The 16,677-nt window shown below is 70.4% G+C and carries 14 protein-coding genes and 1 riboswitch; of the genes, 3 read left to right on the plus strand and 11 right to left on the minus strand.

Features of this window, described 5'->3' with window-relative positions:
• Positions 1 to 96: 96 nt before the first annotated feature.
• The 11 genes from ACZ4Z5_RS00205 to ACZ4Z5_RS00255 all read right to left on the minus strand — a co-directional run bounded on the left by ACZ4Z5_RS00205 (position 97) and on the right by ACZ4Z5_RS00255 (position 13,113).
• Positions 97 to 1,260, minus strand: a complete 1,164-nt coding sequence (locus ACZ4Z5_RS00205) for a cysteine desulfurase family protein (protein WP_468254173.1) — start codon at positions 1,258 to 1,260, stop codon at positions 97 to 99.
• 467 nt (positions 1,261 to 1,727) lie between these two features.
• Positions 1,728 to 2,591, minus strand: coding sequence for a thioesterase family protein (locus ACZ4Z5_RS00210; protein ID WP_468254177.1), 864 nt, complete (start codon positions 2,589 to 2,591; stop codon positions 1,728 to 1,730).
• A 47-nt stretch (positions 2,592 to 2,638) separates the two neighbouring features.
• A complete protein-coding gene (locus tag ACZ4Z5_RS00215; protein ID WP_468254181.1) occupies positions 2,639 to 3,295 on the minus strand; it encodes a trimeric intracellular cation channel family protein in 657 nt (218 codons plus the stop codon).
• Between the two features lie 18 nt (positions 3,296 to 3,313).
• A complete protein-coding gene (locus tag ACZ4Z5_RS00220; protein ID WP_468254185.1) occupies positions 3,314 to 4,663 on the minus strand; it encodes an ABC transporter ATP-binding protein in 1,350 nt (449 codons plus the stop codon).
• Positions 4,660 to 5,757, minus strand: coding sequence for an ABC transporter ATP-binding protein (locus ACZ4Z5_RS00225; RefSeq protein ID WP_468254189.1), 1,098 nt, complete (start codon positions 5,755 to 5,757; stop codon positions 4,660 to 4,662). The genes ACZ4Z5_RS00220 and ACZ4Z5_RS00225 overlap by 4 nt, the downstream gene beginning before the upstream one ends.
• Positions 5,754 to 6,752 (minus strand): ABC transporter permease, encoded by a 999-nt coding sequence (locus tag ACZ4Z5_RS00230; protein ID WP_468254192.1) that lies wholly within the window; start codon positions 6,750 to 6,752, stop codon positions 5,754 to 5,756. Before ACZ4Z5_RS00230 ends, ACZ4Z5_RS00225 begins: the two co-directional genes overlap by 4 nt.
• Before the next feature lie 114 nt (positions 6,753 to 6,866).
• On the minus strand, positions 6,867 to 8,633 hold the full coding sequence (locus ACZ4Z5_RS00235) for an ABC transporter substrate-binding protein (RefSeq protein ID WP_468254195.1): 1,767 nt from the start codon (positions 8,631 to 8,633) through the stop codon (positions 6,867 to 6,869).
• A 116-nt stretch (positions 8,634 to 8,749) separates the two neighbouring features.
• The gene (locus tag ACZ4Z5_RS00240) at positions 8,750 to 9,748 is read right to left on the minus strand and encodes an ABC transporter permease (protein ID WP_468254198.1); all 999 of its coding nucleotides are present in this window, start codon (positions 9,746 to 9,748) and stop codon (positions 8,750 to 8,752) included.
• A 664-nt stretch (positions 9,749 to 10,412) separates the two neighbouring features.
• Complete coding sequence (locus ACZ4Z5_RS00245) at positions 10,413 to 11,204, minus strand: enhanced serine sensitivity protein SseB C-terminal domain-containing protein (RefSeq protein WP_468254201.1); 792 nt, start codon at positions 11,202 to 11,204, stop codon at positions 10,413 to 10,415.
• Positions 11,205 to 11,355: 151 nt separating this feature from the next.
• Entirely contained in the window at positions 11,356 to 12,153 is a 798-nt protein-coding gene (locus ACZ4Z5_RS00250; RefSeq protein WP_468254205.1) for an enhanced serine sensitivity protein SseB, read from the minus strand.
• 267 nt (positions 12,154 to 12,420) lie between these two features.
• The gene (locus ACZ4Z5_RS00255; protein ID WP_468254209.1) at positions 12,421 to 13,113 is read right to left on the minus strand and encodes an AAA family ATPase; all 693 of its coding nucleotides are present in this window, start codon (positions 13,111 to 13,113) and stop codon (positions 12,421 to 12,423) included.
• A 183-nt stretch (positions 13,114 to 13,296) separates the two neighbouring features.
• A riboswitch (glycine riboswitch) is annotated at positions 13,297 to 13,392 on the plus strand.
• Between the two features lie 140 nt (positions 13,393 to 13,532).
• On the opposite strand from ACZ4Z5_RS00255, the gene gcvT reads away from it, so the two are divergent.
• From gcvT to glyA, 3 genes are all read left to right on the plus strand, one after another.
• Positions 13,533 to 14,657 (plus strand): glycine cleavage system aminomethyltransferase GcvT, encoded by a 1,125-nt coding sequence (gene gcvT / locus ACZ4Z5_RS00260; RefSeq protein WP_468254212.1) that lies wholly within the window; start codon positions 13,533 to 13,535, stop codon positions 14,655 to 14,657.
• A gap of 289 nt (positions 14,658 to 14,946) precedes the next feature.
• Entirely contained in the window at positions 14,947 to 15,321 is a 375-nt protein-coding gene (gene gcvH / locus ACZ4Z5_RS00265; RefSeq protein WP_468254216.1) for a glycine cleavage system protein GcvH, read from the plus strand.
• Between the two features lie 37 nt (positions 15,322 to 15,358).
• Positions 15,359 to 16,621 carry a serine hydroxymethyltransferase gene (glyA, locus tag ACZ4Z5_RS00270; protein WP_468254220.1) on the plus strand — a complete coding sequence of 421 codons (1,263 nt, stop codon included), beginning with the start codon at positions 15,359 to 15,361 and terminating at the stop codon, positions 16,619 to 16,621.
• Positions 16,622 to 16,677 lie beyond the last annotated feature (56 nt).

Genomic DNA, 16,677 nt, shown 5'->3' on the forward strand with positions numbered 1-16,677 from the left:
CCCTCCCCCCCCCCCCCCCCTCCCCCCCCCACCCCCCCCCCCCCCCCCCCCACCCCCCCCCCCCCCCCCCCCCCCCCCCCCCCCCCCCGCCCCGGGTCAGGTGAGGCCCGCCGTGCGGGCACGCTCCACCGCCGGGCCGATCGCGGCGGCGACCGCCGCCACGTCCTGCTCGGTGGAGGTGTGGCCGAGCGAGAAGCGCAGGGTGCCGCGCGCGAGTTCGGGGTCCGTACCGGTGGCGAGCAGCACATGGCTGGGCTGCGCGACGCCCGCGGTGCAGGCCGAGCCGGTGGAGCACTCGATCCCCTGGGCGTCGAGCAGCAGCAGCAGCGAATCGCCCTCGCAGCCGGGGAAGGCGAAGTGCGCGTTGGCGGGAAGCCGGTCGGCGGGGTCACCGCCGAGCACCGCGTCCGGTACCGCGGCACGCACTGCCGCGACCAGTTCGTCGCGCAGTCCGCCGATCTCCCGGGCGAAGTCCTCGCGGCGTTCCGCGGCGAGCCGCCCCGCCACCGCGAAGGCCGCGATGGCGGGCACGTCGAGGGTGCCGGACCGGACGTGGCGCTCCTGGCCGCCGCCGTGCAGCACCGGCACGGGGCTGTACTCACGGCCCAGGAGCAGCGCGCCGATACCGTACGGGCCACCGATCTTGTGGCCGCTGACCGTCATGGCGGCGAGCCCGGAGGCGGCGAAGTCCACATCGAGCTGGCCCACGGCCTGGACGGCGTCGGCGTGCAGCGGAACGCCGAACCCGGCTGCCACGTCGGCGAGCTGACGGACCGGCATGACCGTGCCGATCTCGTTGTTCGCCCACATCACGGTGACGAGCGCGACGTCGTCGGGGTCGCGGCTCAGTGCCTGGCGCAGTGCCTCCGGGTGCACCCGTCCGTAGGAGTCCACGGGGAGGTACTCCACCGTGGCGCCCTCGTGGTCGCCGAGCCAGTGCACGGCGTCCAGGACCGCGTGGTGCTCGACCGGACTGGCCAGGATCCGGGTACGGCGCGGGTCGGCGTCACGGCGGGCCCAGTAGAGGCCCTTGACGGCGAGGTTGTCGGCTTCGGTGCCGCCCGCGGTGAACACGACTTCACTGGGCCGTGCGCCGAGTGCCTCCGCGAGCGTCTCGCGGGCCTCCTCGACGGTGCGCCGCGCCCGCCGCCCGGCGGCGTGGAGCGAGGACGCGTTGCCGGTGACGGCCAGGTGGGCGGTCATCGCCTCGACCGCCTCGGGAAGCATCGGAGTGGTCGCGGCGTGGTCGAGGTATGCCATGGTGGCCCCGATTCTACGAGCCCCGGGGGGCGACGTTCCCGCTGCCCGCCGTGTACGGCGGCGTACGGGGAGGGTCCGGGCCGGGGCGTACGGGCGGGTGTTCGCGCAGGGGCCACGGACGCCGGCGGCACGAACCCGCACCGGCCGCCACCCGACGGTCGGTGCTCTCCGCCCGGGCCGGGGTCCCGGCAACCCCGGCCCGGGTGAGGAGCACCGACCGTCGGGCGAGGTGCATCGCGCGGCAGGGCCTGCACACCGACGTCGGATGAGGAACACACCGTCGGGCGTGGTGCACGCCGTCGGGCGTGGTGCACACCGTCGGGCACGGACGCCGACATCGGGCGTGTCGGCCACCAGACGCGGACGCGGCCGCCAGGCGTGCACCCAACCGCCAGGCGTGCACCCGACCGCCAGGCGTGCACCCGACCGCCAGGCGTGCACCCGGCCGTCAGATGTGCACCCGGCCGTCAGATGTGGAGCGCTCGGGCCAGCTGGCGGGACTGTGCGACCAGGCGGTCCGCGCTGTCCCAGACCTCGGCGTCCTCCTCCAGGAAGCCGCCGGCGAGGTTGCGGGTGGTGATGGAGACTCGGAGCGGTCCCGGCGCGGGGCGGCAACGGATGTGCGTGGTCAGTTCGACCGTCGGGGTCCACCCCTTGATGCCCAGTTCGAAGGCGGTGGGGGGCAGTGCGTCCACGGTGAGCAGCAGGGAGAGCGGGTCGGCGTCGCGGCCGTCCGCCAGGCCGAACCAGGCGCGCATCTCGCCCTTGCCCGAGGGCGCCCCGAGCACCCAGCCCACGCACGCCGGATCCAGCTTGAGCATCAGCCGCTCGGTGATCGCCGAGCTTCCGGGGATCTGCGGAGTGGGGCCGTCGGCCGGGCCCAGGCACTGGTCCAGCGGAGGGATGGCCGGCGGCCGCGCGGTCGTCCGGACGTCGTCGGGCAGCGCGTCCAGGTCGCCGTACGAGGCGAGCACCCGGATGCGCTCCACTTCGGCGCCGTTCTCGTCGTACTGGAACAGCGAGGCCTGGCCGGTCGAGAGGGTGCGCCCGGTGCGGACCACGTGTGTCCGGATGACCGCCGGCCCCGGGACCGACGGCGTCAGATAGTGCGCCGAGACGCTGAACGGGTCCCGGTGCGGCAGCGCCTCACCGAGCGCCCGGCCGAGCAGGGCGAGCAGGTAGCCGCCGTTGACGGCTTGGATGATCGTCCATCCTGCGGAGAGTTCGGCGTCGTAGACGCCCGGTTCCTGCGCCCGGGGGGTCACCGCCGTGTCGCGGTCGAACTCGCTGTCGCCGATGGTTGCGGATACGGATGCCGGTGCCAGTGCCATGCTTCGCACGGTACAACAAGAAATTACTGAGCGGTAGCTTTTCTGGTTCAGGCTTCTTCGGCCGCCGCGGAACGGCGGTTCCAGGCGCGCGGGGCCCGCCAGTGGAACTTCATGGCCGCCAGCCGGATGAGGAAGGCCGTGACCACGGCCAGGCCGCTGGTCGCCGCGTTGAGCACGCCGAAGCGGATACACAGGACGACGATGGTGGACCCCACGATCGCGGGCACCGCGTACAGGTCGCGGTCCCAGCGCAGCAGGGACGGGACCTCGTTGGCCAGGACGTCCCGCAGCACACCGCCGCCGACGGCGGTCGCCAGCCCCAGCACGGCCGAAGAGGTAAGCCCCAGGCCGTATTCGTACGCCTTGGTGGTGCCCGTGACGCAGAACAGGCCCAGGCCGGCCGCGTCGAAGACGTAGACGGCGCCCTGGATGCGCTCGACCTCGGGGTGCAGGAAGAACACCAGGGCGGCCGCGACCAGCGGCATGAGGAAGTAGCCGAGATCGGTGAAGGCGGCCGGAACCGCCCCGATCACCAGGTCGCGGAAGAGCCCTCCGCCCAGCGCGGTCGCCTCTGCGAGCACTGCGATGCCGAAGACGTCGAAGTTCTTGCGTACGGCGAGCAGGGCGCCGGAGATCGCGAAGACGAAGATTCCGGCGAGGTCGAGCACATGCTGGACGGAGGGCGTGAACAGTTCGTGGAGCACCGGCCAATTGTGCCGGTTCTACTCCTTGTGGGTGCTCTTGGCCCCCCCGTCGGTGCCACCGGCCGCCTCCGCGGGGGCCGTGGACGCCTCGGCCGCACCGGACTCCGTGGCCTCCTCCGTCGCACCGGGGCCCTCGAACGCCTCGGACTCCTCGGACGTCCCGGACGCTTCCGACTCCTCCGTCGTCCCGGACTCCGCGGCCTCCTCAGAAACCGAGGCCTCCTGGGACGCCGAGGCTTCCGCCTCCGCCTCAGCCGCCTTGGGCGTCACGTCGACGATCTCGATCGCCTCGCGCGCCGACGGCAGTGCCACCTCGTCCGGCGCCTGGTCGGCGGCGTTCTCCGGGTGGTGGCAAGCCACCTGGTGCCCTGTCTTCAGCGCCAGCAGCGGCGGGTCCTGCGTCTTGCAGATCTCCGTCGCCTTCCAGCAGCGCGTGTGGAAGCGGCAGCCGCTCGGCGGCGAGATCGGCGACGGCACATCGCCCTTGAGCAGGATCCGCTCGCTCTTCACACCCCGCCGCTTCGGGTCCGGGACCGGCACCGCCGACAGCAGCGCCTTGGTGTACGGGTGCATCGGCGAGGTGTACAGCGAGGAGCGGTCCGCCAGCTCGACGATCTTGCCGAGGTACATCACCGCGATCCGGTCCGAGACGTGCCGGATGACCGACAGGTCGTGCGCGATGATCACGTACGTGAGGCCCAGCTCCTCCTGGAGGTCGTCCAGGAGGTTGACGACCTGGGCCTGGATCGACACGTCCAGCGCCGACACCGGCTCGTCCGCGACCACCAGCTTCGGCTTCAGCGCGAGCGCCCGGGCGATACCGATGCGCTGGCGCTGGCCGCCGGAGAACTCGTGCGGGTAGCGGTTGTAGTGCTCGGGGTTCAGACCCACGAGTCCGAGCAGCCGCTGCACCTCCTTCTTCACTCCGCCCTCGGGCGTGACGCCCTGGAGCTTGAAGGGGGCCGAGACGATCGAGCCGACGGTGTGCCGCGGGTTCAGCGAACCGTAGGGGTCCTGGAAGATCATCTGCACATCGCGGCGCATCGGACGCATGCCCGCGACACCGAGGTGCGTGATGTCCTTGCCCTCGAACTCGATCTTCCCGCCGGTGGGTTCGAGCAGCCGGGTGATGAGCCGGCCCATGGTCGACTTGCCGCAGCCCGACTCGCCCACGACGCCCAGGGTCTCCCCCGGACGCACGTCGAACGAGATGCCGTCGACCGCCTTGACCGCGCCGACCTGCCGCTGCAGCAGCCCCTTCTTGATCGGGAAGTGTTTGACCAGGCCCTCGACCTTGAGAAGCGGCTCGGGCGACGCCGTGGCCTGCGCGGGGACTACGGAGGCATCCGCCTTCTTCGATTCACTCACAGCTTCGGCGCAATCTCTTCGGTCCAGATCCGGGCACGTTCCTCCTGCGTCATGTGGCACGCGGAGAAGTGGCCGCTGTCGGCTTCGCGCAGTTCGGGGCGCTCGGTACGGGTGATGCCGTCCTTGGGCACGTCCGCGTAGGGGCAGCGCGGGTTGAAGGCGCAGCCGCTGGGGACGTTGATGAGGCTGGGCGGCGAGCCCTTGACGGGGATGAGCCGATCGGTCTGGTCGCGGTCGATGCGCGGCATCGAGCCGAGGAGGCCCCAGGTGTAGGGGTGCTGCGGCTGGTAGAAGACCTGTTCCGCGGGGCCGCGCTCGACGCAGCGGCCGCCGTACATCACCAGGATGTCGTCGGCGAGTTCGGCGACGACGCCCAGGTCGTGGGTGATCACGATGACGGCGGAACCGAACTCCTTCTGGAGGTCGCGGATGAGGTCGAGGATCTGCGCCTGGACGGTCACGTCGAGGGCGGTCGTCGGCTCGTCGGCGATCAGCAGCTCGGGGTTGTTCACCAGCGCCATCGCGATCATCGCGCGCTGGCGCATGCCGCCGGAGAACTCGTGCGGGTAGTTGTCGACCCGCTTGCCCGGCTCGGGGATGCCCACCCGGTCGAGGAGTTCGATCGCGCGCCGGCGAGCCGTCTTCTTGTCGACGTCGTTGTGGACCCGGTAGGCCTCCACGATCTGGTGGCCGACCGTGTAGTACGGGTGCATCGCGGACAGCGGGTCCTGGAAGATCATCGCCATGTCGCGTCCGCGCAACCGGCGCACCTTGTCCTGGTCGGCCGACAGCAGTTCCGTACCGTTGAGCCAGATCTCACCGGATATCCGTGCCCGCTGGCGGCCGTACTGGCCGACCGTGTGCAGACCCATGATGCCCAGCGAGGTGACCGACTTGCCGGAGCCGGACTCGCCGACGATGCCGAGGGTCTTGCCCTTCTCCAGCCGGAAGGTGAGCCCGTCCACGGACTTGACCAGTCCGTCGTCGGTCGGGAAGTGGATCCTGAGGTCGCGCACGTCGAGGAAGGCGTCCGACGGCGGTGCGCCGACGGTCTCCGGTTCGCCCACGACGGCTGTGTTCTTGAGCTCGGTCATGCCAGCCTCACTCGGGGGTCGATCACGGCGTACAAGAGGTCCACGACGAGGTTGGCGATCACCACCGCCGAAGCGGTGATCAGGGTGACGCCGACGATGATGGGCAGGTCCCGGTCGCTGACGGACTTGATCGCGAGATGGCCCAGACCATGCAGGGAGAACGTGGTCTCGGTCAGGATCGCGCCGCCCACGAGGGCACCGAGGTCCATGCCGAGAATGGTCAGGATCGGCGTCATGGTGGAACGCATCGCGTGCTTGCCGAGGACGACCGGTTCACGCAGGCCCTTGGCACGCGCGGTACGGATGTAGTCCTCACCGAGCACTTCGAGCAGGGTGGCCCGGGTCAGCCGGGCGTACATGGCGGCGTAGAGGAACGCGAGGGTGACCCAGGGCAGGATCAGCCCGCCGAACCAGCCTCCGAAGCTCTCCGTGATGGGCACGTACTCGGCGTTCGTCCAGCCCAGTTGGGTCCGGAAGACCAGCAGGGCCAGCATGCCGGTGAAGTAGATCGGCAGCGAGACGCCGGCGAGGGCGGTGATCATCGCGACCCGGTCGACCGCGGTGCCCCGCTTGAGCGCCGACAGCACACCGGTGGAGATGCCGACGAGCAGCCACAGCACCACCGCTCCGATGATCATCGACAGGGTCACCGGGAAGGCGCCCACGAGCATCGGCCATACTTCCTGCTCGCTGCGGAACGAGTAGCCGAAGCACGGCGCGCTGCAGTGAATGGTCTCGCCACCGCCGGTGTAGTCGCGGCCGGCGACGACACCCGTGACGAAGTGCCAGAACTGCACCAGGATCGGCTCGTCCAGGCCCAGCTTCTGGCGAATGCCCTCGATCGAGGCCGGGTCCGCCTGCTTGCCGACGAACATCGCGGCAGGGTCACTGCCGGTCAGTGTGGGAATGAGGAAGAAGATGCCGAACGTCACCAGCGTGACGACCATCAGCATCACAACGACGGCGGTCAGCCGCCTGATGAGGTATGCAAGCATGCAGTCGGCCCGGCGGCGGCCGGGGCACCCTCAGAGGGTTCCCCGGCCGCCGCGCACGGCCATCACCTGCCCTTCGAGCCTAGCGGCGGGTGCGCCGGTGGAGCGGTCGGACGGTCACTTGACGCCGAGCGAGGCGTAGTCGTAGCGGCCGTTGTAGGCGTCGGCCGTGTAGACGTTGGTCAGCCGGGAGCTGCGCCAGATGATGTTCTTCTCGTGGGTGAAGGGCAGGTAGACCGCGGCCTCCGAGACCTTCGTGTTGATCTGCTTGTAGAGCTCGCCGGCCTTGGTCGGGTCGGTCTCCTGCAGCGCCTGGTCGAACAGACCGTTGACGGTCTTGTCGTTCAGCTCCGAGAAGTTGTTGTTGCCGCTCTGCAGGATGAAGCGACCGTCGACCAGCGGCTGCAGGAAGCCCTGACCGGTCGGGAAGTCGGCGCCCCAGCCCATGATGATGATGCCGTAGCCCTTTTCCTTGACGACCTTGGGCGAGCCGATGATGCCGGAGGTCTGGGCACCGTCGAACTGGTCGATCTGGGCGGTGATACCGACCTTGGCGAGCGCCTGCTGCAGGGACTCGGCCGTGGCGATCTCGATCGGCTTGTTGTTGCGGACCGCGATGGTCGTCTTGAAGCCGTTCGGCTGGCCGCACTTGGTCAGTGCTTCCTTGGCCTTCGCGACGTCCGGCGTGCCGGCGAGCTTGCCGTACGGGTCGGCCTTCGGGTCGGCGCCCTTGATGGCCGGCGGCAGCATGTTGGTGGCGATGTCACCACCGGCCTGCGGGCCGCCACGGGCGGTCTGCAGGGACTTGGAGTCGGCCGCGTAGATGAGCGCCTTGCGGCACTCGACGTTGTCGAGCGGCTTGACCGTCTGCGGGAACACCGCGTAGCGGATGAAGCCGGTCTGCGGGTTGTCCGCGTTGGCCTTGTGCTGCTGGAGCACCTTGGCGCGGGCGGCCTGGCCGATACCGGTGGCGTTGAGGTCGAGGTCGTACTCGCCCTCGATCAGCCGGTTGTCCATGTCGTCGGCGTTGGTGGTCAGCTTGACGGTGATCTTGTCCGGCAGTGCCTTGCGGACGGTGTCCGTCTTCGCGTCCCACTTCTCGTTGCGGACGAGGGTGATGGACTTGTTCGGCGTGTACTCCTGCCACTTGTACGGGCCGTTGGAGAACGGCTTCAGGCCGTACTTCGCCTTGGTGTCCGTGTCCTGGCGGACCGGGGTGGCGGAGGGCATCGCCAGCATCTGCAGGAAATCGCCGTTGGGCGTCGGCAGCTTGAAGACGATGGTCTTGTCGTCCGGGGTCTCGATGGCCTTCAGGCCGAGCTTGTCCGCGGAGGTGTCCTTGTACGGGCCCTTGTACTCGCCCTTGGGGTCGAGCACCTGCTGGAGGTAGATCGGACCGCCGGAGATGACGTCCTGCGCCCAGATGCGCTCGATGCCGTACTTGATGTCCTTGGAGGTGATCGGCTTGCCGTCCTCCCAGGCCAGACCGTCCTTCAGCTTGAAGGTGTAGGTCTTCCCGTCGGCCGAGACCTGGCCGGTGTCGGTGGCCATGTCCGGGACCAGCTCGGTGCTCGCCGCACCCGGCTCGGCCTTGAAGGTGACCAGCTGACGCGTGTAGTAGCGGGCGAAGTCCCACATGAAGCCGTAGTAGCCGCGCTGCGGGTCCCACGAGTCGGCGTCCTGCGAGCCGATGAACTTCAGCTCGCCGCCCTTCTTGTCGGAGGCGTTGGCGATCTTGTTGACTGCGGCGTTGAAGCCGGGGGCGCCGTCCTTGCCACCGTCACTGTCCTTGCCACCGCCACAGGCCGCGGTGCCGAGCAGGGCAGCGACGACAAGCGCGGAGCCCGCGGCCAGTCTGCGCCTCGATGAGCTGTTGAGTGTCACGTTCTCGCAACCTCCGTGGTGATGGTGGCCCGGACGACGGACCACACGTATGTGGGGGCCTCCTGACTGATCGGCAGGGGCGGGTCTTGCTGGTCTGCGGGCGGCTCAGGCGGAGATCAGCGAGCGCCCTTCGGGTCGAGCGCGTCCCGCACGCCGTCGCCGAAGAGGTTGAAGGCCAGCACCGTGACGAAGATGGCCAGACCCGGGATCACCATGAACAGCGGGTCGGACTCGTACGTGGTCACGGCCTTCGAGAGCATCTGGCCCCACGAGGCGGTGGGCGGCTTCACGCCCGCACCCAGGAAGCTGAGCGCGGCCTCGGTGAGGATGTTCGTGGGGATCATCAGGGTGGCGTAGACGGTGATGGGCGCCACCAGGTTGGGCAGCAGCTCCCGGCGGAGGATGTAGAGCCGGCCGGCGCCGAGGCTGCGGGCCGCCTCCACGTACTCCCGCTCCCGCAGCGAGAGGGTCTGGCCTCGCACGATCCGGCCGACGTAGGGCCAGCCGAAGAAGCCGATGACGACCACCAGGGCGCCGATCCGGACACCCGAACCCTCGATGCCGAAGAGCTCGTTGGGGAGGACGGACACCAGGGCGATGGTGAAGAGCAGCTGCGGGAAGGCCAGCATGACGTCCATGACCCGGCTGATCGCCGCGTCGACCCAGCCGCCGAAGTAACCGGCGATGATGCCGATGACGGTGCCGAGCACCACCGCGACAACGGCGGCGAGGAAGGCGACCAGCAGCGAGATACGGGCGCCGTAGATGATGCGGCTGAACACGTCACGGCCGTTGACGGGCTCGACCCCCAGCAGGAATTCCGAACTGATGCCGCCCCAGGATCCGATCGGCGTACCGAAGAGGGGGTCGATCTGGTCTTCGTGGAACTGGTTCGGCGGGTGGCCGAAGGCACTCACGATGGCCGGCGCGAAGATCGCGACGCCGATCAGGAAAAGGACGACGAAACCACCGGTCAGCGCAATCCTGTCGCGCTTGAGGCGCACCCAGGCGATCTTCCAGGGGGAGCGGCCCTCGATCGCCTTCTGGGGGACGTCCGCGGCGACATCGGCTGCCGCGGTCCCGGCCGCGGTCGTGTCGTGCAGTGGTGCCGTCATCGTGGTGGGGACCCCTCTCGGCCGTCTGTGGTCGGCCAGCGCCCGCCGCTGTAGCGGCATCGTTCCATCAGTTGGTGCAGGGTGATGCATACCTACGGGGCCTGCGGGCAGGGCCCGCGAACAGGCCTGACTCGGACCGAAGGTGCGTGTTTCCGGGGAGTCTTCAACGCTCTCGCGATCACCCGCCAGACCTGTCGGGGAATGTTTGCGCAACCGTGATGCAGTACGTGACCTTCCGTTATACGGACGTCGATTGATACTGAGCGGTAGTGCGACCGCTATTCACTCAGAACGGACATGACGCTCAACTCGCGTTATTGCCCCAGGAATTCGGATGAGTGTCGGTCTCGTGGCCTACGGGTGTTTCCTGTACTACGGGTGGTGTGCGCGCTTTTTGGGGGTGATTCCCCCTCCTCAGGGGGGTTCCGGGTTTCCGGTGTTTTCTGCGCTTCCGGGGCTTCCGTCGCTTCCGGGGCTTCCGGGGCTTCCGGTGTTCGCCTGGTCTACCGGTGTCTCCCGTACTCCGGGTGCCGACCGCATGCCGGGTGACCGACCGCACGCCGGGTGACCGAGCGCATGCCGGGCACGCGGGACCGACCCCGCGCACGTCTGCCGGCCTGCCCGCAGGCCGGGCAGGCCGGGCGCCCCGGACTACTCCGGCGCGTCAGTACCCGAGAGGAGCCGCCGGGGGGTAGCCGTAGCCGGGCGCGGGCGGGGCCGCGGGTGCCGCGTGGGCCTCGCGGGCATAGAAGGGGCGGGCGTTGGCGCGCAGCCACATGCCCACGGGGTCGTACTCGTCGGAGAGGGCGACCGTGGAGACGGGCAGTCCGTCGGGGACCGCCACGAGGGACTGGCGCATCATGACGCGGACCGATTCGACCGCTGCCGACGCGTTGTCGTACAGGTCGAGGCCGATCGCCAGATAGGGCGCACCGAGGGCCGGCTGCACCCAGGCGCGGCGCAGGGAGCGGACGGCCGGGGTGCGGTGGGCGTTCTGTGTCAGCAGCGCGTAGAACTGCGGGAGTTCGATGGCCGGCTCGGACAACCTGAGCGGTCCCGCGGGCATCCGGTCGAGGCCGGTGGCGATCCGGCGCAGATCGGGCCACGGAATGCCGACGCCGCCGCCCTGGGCGTGCGGATTGAGCCAGATACCCGAACGGTCGGGATAGAGGGCCTGGGCGATGTCGAGGCCCGGGACGACCTCGTGGGCGCGGTTCCAGCCGCTGGCGGCGAACTCCTCGGCGGAGGTCACGCACGGGGCGTAGCGCAGGCCGTCGACCTCCATGCTGCCGTACTGGGCGTCGGGCGAGCCGGCGAGGCCCTGCCAGAGCAGCATCCAGACCCGGCCCTCGGCGAGGGACCACAACAGGTTCTCGTACGCGTCGTAGCGCCCGGGCGTCACCTGGCGCAGCATGTGCTCGACCTGCCCGACCGCAGCGGTGCCTGACGCGCTCACCTGGGTCCCGCCCCTCTTCGATCCACCCGTTTGCGCACCAGCTTAGGGGGTGGCGCCGGATCCGGCCGATGCGAGCCGGCCCCGGGAAGGGTCCCGGAGCCGCCGCCCCCTCCCAAGCGGCACGGCGGCCGGCGGCAGCCGTGCCCGGCGGTCACCCGGGCAGCCGGTGTTCCCGCTGATAGAAGGGGCGGACCCGCTCGCGGAGGTAGTCGCCGACGGGGTCCTGGGCGACGTCCAGGAGGACCAGATTGACCGGCCAGGGAACCGGGATCAGGCCAAGGACCCGGCCCAGGGCGTCGAGCGGGACCTCCCGGTCGGCGGCGTGCACGGAGAGCATCTCCACACCGATGAAGAGCGTCGGCGCCTGCCCCTCGATGCTCGCCAGCGCGCGGCGGGCCGAGAGGACCACCCCGGTCGCCTCGAACTCGGCGGAGGCGGCGGACAGGAAGTCGACGGGGTCGTCCTGCCAGTCCGGCTCGAACAGCCGCACGCGTCCTCCGGCGGCGGAGCCCTCCAGGGGGGTGCGGCCGGCCCGGCACAGTTCGGCGACGGCGGGCGGCGGCAGCGGGACCCCGACCACGCCCTCGGGGTTCACGGCGATGCCGAGCTGCGGGGGCAGACCCCGGGCGAACTCGACAGCGGGCGCGACGGCGTACGGCATGCCCTCGCCCGCGCACTGCAGGAACTGCTGCTCCGAGCTGTAGACGGGGACGTACGCCTCGCCGTTGATGTCCATGGTGGGCAGATCGAGGTTCGGGCTGTCGGGGCTGCCGCCCTTGGGGAGGGGCACCCAGACGTGGCTGCGCCCCAGCACCTCGACGATGCGGGCGCCGGCCGAGGGGTTGCCGACGGATGCGGCGAGCACCTGCTCCAGCTCATTGGCGGGCCATGCGCCGCCCTGCCCGTACGCATGCGCGTGCGTCTGCCCCGGAACGCCAGGATTCTCCACGGCTCCCCTCCGTCACCCTTGCCTGTGCGGTCGACCCTATTACGCGGGAAGGACGGACCCGGGACGCGGGATGTCCGGACCTCGACCCGCGCGCCGGCCACCGGCCCCGCCGACCCCGCGCGCACCCGGTACGGTTCGCCGCGCCCAGGCGCTACCCGTCCCCGGCACACCGACGTCCGCCACGGCGCCGCACCTCCCCCGGTACGCGCCTCAGGGACCCGTACCTCGCGGACCACACGCGGCTGCGCCTCCGCGTGCCGCCGCCCCCTATGCCTCTGCGAACGCGATCCGGTGGACCGCGGTCGCGGCGTCCCGGTCGAGGAGCACCGCGGACGTACAGCCGCCCGGGAGCACTCCGCGTTCGGCGTCGCGCACCAGCCGGGCGACCGCTCGGCGGTGCCGGCCGAAGGCGTAGCCGGTGACGCCGCGGCCCCGCTCGCGCTGGCCGTCGAGCGCGGTCTCCGGCGGCACGTCGAGGAGGACGAGCCGGAGCGCCCGGCCGCGGCGCCGGGCCTCCCGGCCCAGCCAGCGGCGCACCCACGCCTGGGTGCCGCAGTCGTGGACGACCACGCTGTCGCCGGAGCGCAGGGCGCCCCGCAGTCCGGCGTAGTGGGCGATCCTGACGAGGGGGCGGTAGACGCCGTACGGGAGGAAGCGGGGCAACCGCTGTTCCCAGCGCTCCCGCACGTCCTGGGAGTCGATACGGCGTGCGCCGTAGCCGTCGGGCACGGCCCGCCGGATGAGGGTGGACTTGCCGCTGCCCGGCAGTCCGGAGACGACGACCACGTCGCCTGCGGGGAAATGGAGTCCGGCGGCGCCGAGCCCGGCGCGTCCGCGCAGGTCGCGGACGGTGCGGGTGGCACGTCCTGATGCCCGCCGTGCCGTGGCGGGCACGGGCAGGGCCGGCTGGGCCGGTACCGCGGCGGCGTATCCGCCCGGTCTTTGCGTGTGCGATGTCATCGAGCCTCCCCCGAGGTCGGGTCTCCCGACTATGCCCATGAAGTGTAAAGAATCAGTAATGCCAGACAAGCAGATTTGCCGGTGCGGCGCGCGTACGCCCCGGTAGGGATTGTTTCCGGCCCTGGGGCTCCGTTTCCCCGTCCCGCGTGCAATGATGTCCGCGCCAACTGCATATCGGCCGTTTGAATCCGCGCGGGAGAGTCCCGGCCACCTGGTGCCGGGCGCCGAAGGAGCAAGTTCCTCCCTTGAATCTCTCAGGCCCCGTACCGCCCGGATGAGGCAGATCTGAAAAGCGAGCCGCTGCGCGGCTCCACCCAAGGTGCAAGTCGTGGTCCGTTCCGGGCTCTCGGCGAACCTCTCAGGTTCCGATGACAGATGGGGAGGACCGTCCTCGTCGGCACGCCCTGGGAGTCATATCCATGAGCACCACCCCTCGTCTGACCGCACTCGACGCCCTGCATCGTGCGCTGGGCGCGACCATGACCGATTTCGCGGGCTGGGACATGCCGCTGCGCTACGCCAGTGAGCGGGACGAGCACCACGCGGTCCGCACCAAGGCCGGCCTGTTCGACCTGTCGCACATGGGCGAGATCACCGTGACGGGTGCCGGTGCCGCGGACCTGCTGGACTTCGCGCTGGTCGGCAACATCGGCGGGGTCGGCGTCGGCCGCGCCCGCTACACCATGATCTGCCAGGAGGACGGCGGGATCCTCGACGACCTGATCGTCTACCGCCTCGGCGAGACGGAGTACATGGTCGTCGCCAACGCCTCCAACGCCCAGGTGGTGCTGGACGCGCTGACCGCCCGCGCGGAGGGCTTCGACGCGGAGGTCCGGGACGACCGCGACGCCTACGCGCTGATCGCGGTCCAGGGCCCCGAGTCCCCGGGCATCCTGAAGTCCGTCACGGACGCCGACCTCGACGGTCTGAAGTACTACGCGGGCCTGCCCGGCACGGTCGCCGGCGTCCCGGCGCTGATCGCCCGTACCGGCTACACCGGCGAGGACGGCTTCGAGCTCTTCGTGGCTCCCGAGCACGCGGAGAAGCTGTGGAAGGCGCTGACGGAGGCCGGCGAGGGCGTCGGTCTGGTCCCCTGCGGCCTGTCCTGCCGCGACACGCTGCGCCTGGAGGCGGGCATGCCGCTGTACGGGCACGAGCTGACGACCGCGCTGACCCCGTTCGACGCGGGCCTCGGCCGGGTCGTGAAGTTCGAGAAGACCACCAACGAGGGCCGTTTCGTCGGCCGTGAGGCCCTGGAGGCGGCGGCCGAGCGCGCCGCCGCGAACCCTCCGCGCAAGCTGGTCGGCCTGGTAGCCGAGGGCCGCCGGGTTCCGCGCGCCGGTTTCCAGGTCGTCGCGGGCGGCGAGGTCATCGGTGAGGTCACCTCGGGCGCTCCGTCCCCGACCCTCGGCAAGCCGATCGCGATGGCGTACGTCGACGCCGCGCACGCCGCCCCGGGCACGGAGGGCGTCGGCGTGGACATCCGCGGCACGCACGAGCCGTACGAGGTCGTGGCGCTGCCGTTCTACAAGCGCCAGAAGTGACGACGGCGCCCCGGGCGTCGAGCAGTGTCAATTGTCCGTGAGCACCGGTCGGTGCAGTGTCCATCAGTGTCCGTGAGCACCGATCGGTGACGATCGGTACCGACAGGTGACGGTGGCGTCCGCCGCCCCCGACGGGACGGGCCGAGGGCGGTCCGGCACCGGACGTAACCGGCGCCGGGGACAATCCGCGCCGGGAGCGCCCCGGACGTGACCCAGGGCACGCCTCCCGTCCCACATCCCAAGACCCAAAGTTCACCACCACTTCCCCGCGTACAGGAGAATTCAGGTCATGAGCAACCCCCAGCAGCTGCGCTACAGCAAGGAGCACGAGTGGCTGTCGCCCGCCGAGGACGGCGTGGCGACGGTCGGCATCACCGAGCACGCGGCGAACGCCCTCGGCGATGTGGTGTACGTCCAGCTCCCCGAGGTCGGTGACACGGTCAGCGCCGGTGAGACCTGCGGTGAGCTGGAGTCGACGAAGTCCGTGAGCGATCTGTACTCCCCCGTCACGGGTGAGGTCGTCGAGGCCAACCAGGACGTGGTGGACGACCCGTCCCTGGTGAACTCGGCGCCGTTCGAGGGCGGCTGGCTGTTCAAGGTCCGCGTCTCCGAGGAGCCGCAGGACCTGCTCTCCGCCGACGAGTACACCGACTTCGCCGGCTGAGCGTCTCGCTCAGCTCCTCTGACGGAACGGGACTGTGATGTCGCTTCTGAACTCTTCCCTGCACGAGCTTGACCCGGACGTCGCCGCCGCTGTCGACGCCGAACTCCACCGTCAGCAGTCGACCCTGGAGATGATCGCGTCGGAGAACTTCGCTCCGGTCGCCGTCATGGAGGCCCAGGGCTCGGTGCTGACCAACAAGTACGCCGAGGGCTACCCCGGCCGCCGCTACTACGGCGGATGCGAGCACGTCGACGTCGTCGAGCAGATCGCCATCGACCGGATCAAGGCGCTGTTCGGCGCCGAGCACGCCAACGTTCAGCCGCACTCCGGTGCGCAGGCCAACGCCGCGGCGATGTTCGCGCTGCTCAAGCCGGGCGACACGATCATGGGCCTGAACCTCGCCCACGGCGGTCACCTGACCCACGGCATGAAGATCAACTTCTCCGGCAAGCTCTACAACGTGGTCGCCTACCACGTGGACGACGCCACCGGCCAGGTCGACATGGCCGAGGTCGAGCGGCTCGCCAAGGAGTCCCGTCCCAAGCTGATCGTGGCCGGCTGGTCGGCGTACCCGCGGCAGCTGGACTTCGCCGCGTTCCGCCGGATCGCCGACGAGGTCGGCGCGTACCTGATGGTCGACATGGCCCACTTCGCGGGCCTGGTCGCCGCGGGTCTGCACCCGAACCCGGTGCCGCACGCCCACGTCGTGACCACCACCACGCACAAGACCCTGGGCGGTCCGCGCGGCGGTGTGATCCTCTGCACCGCCGAGCTCGCCAAGAAGATCAACTCCGCGGTCTTCCCCGGCCAGCAGGGCGGTCCGCTGGAGCACGTGATCGCCGCCAAGGCGGTCTCCTTCAAGGTCGCCGCCTCGGAGGAGTTCAAGGAGCGCCAGCAGCGCACCCTGGAGGGCGCGAAGATCATCGCCGAGCGCCTGGTCCGCGACGACGTGAAGGCGGCCGGCGTCTCGGTGCTGTCCGGCGGCACCGACGTGCACCTGGTCCTGGTCGACCTGCGCCACTCCGAGCTGGACGGCCAGCAGGCCGAGGACCGGCTCCACGAGATCGGCATCACGGTCAACCGGAACGCCGTCCCGAACGACCCGCGGCCGCCGATGGTCACCTCCGGCCTCCGGATCGGTACACCGGCCCTGGCCACGCGCGGTTTCCAGGCGGACGACTTCCGTGAGGTCGCCGACGTCATCGCCGAGGCGCTGAAGCCGTCCTTCCAGGCCGAGCCGCTCAAGGCCCGGGTCACCGCCCTCGCCGCGAAGCACCCGCTTTACCCTGGTCTGAAGTAGTTACGAACGAGTTCCCTCGTTCGTAACCGCGTGACCCCCGGGGCACCGCGCACACT

It is taken from the genome of Streptomyces sp. NPDC030222 (assembly GCF_055573115.1).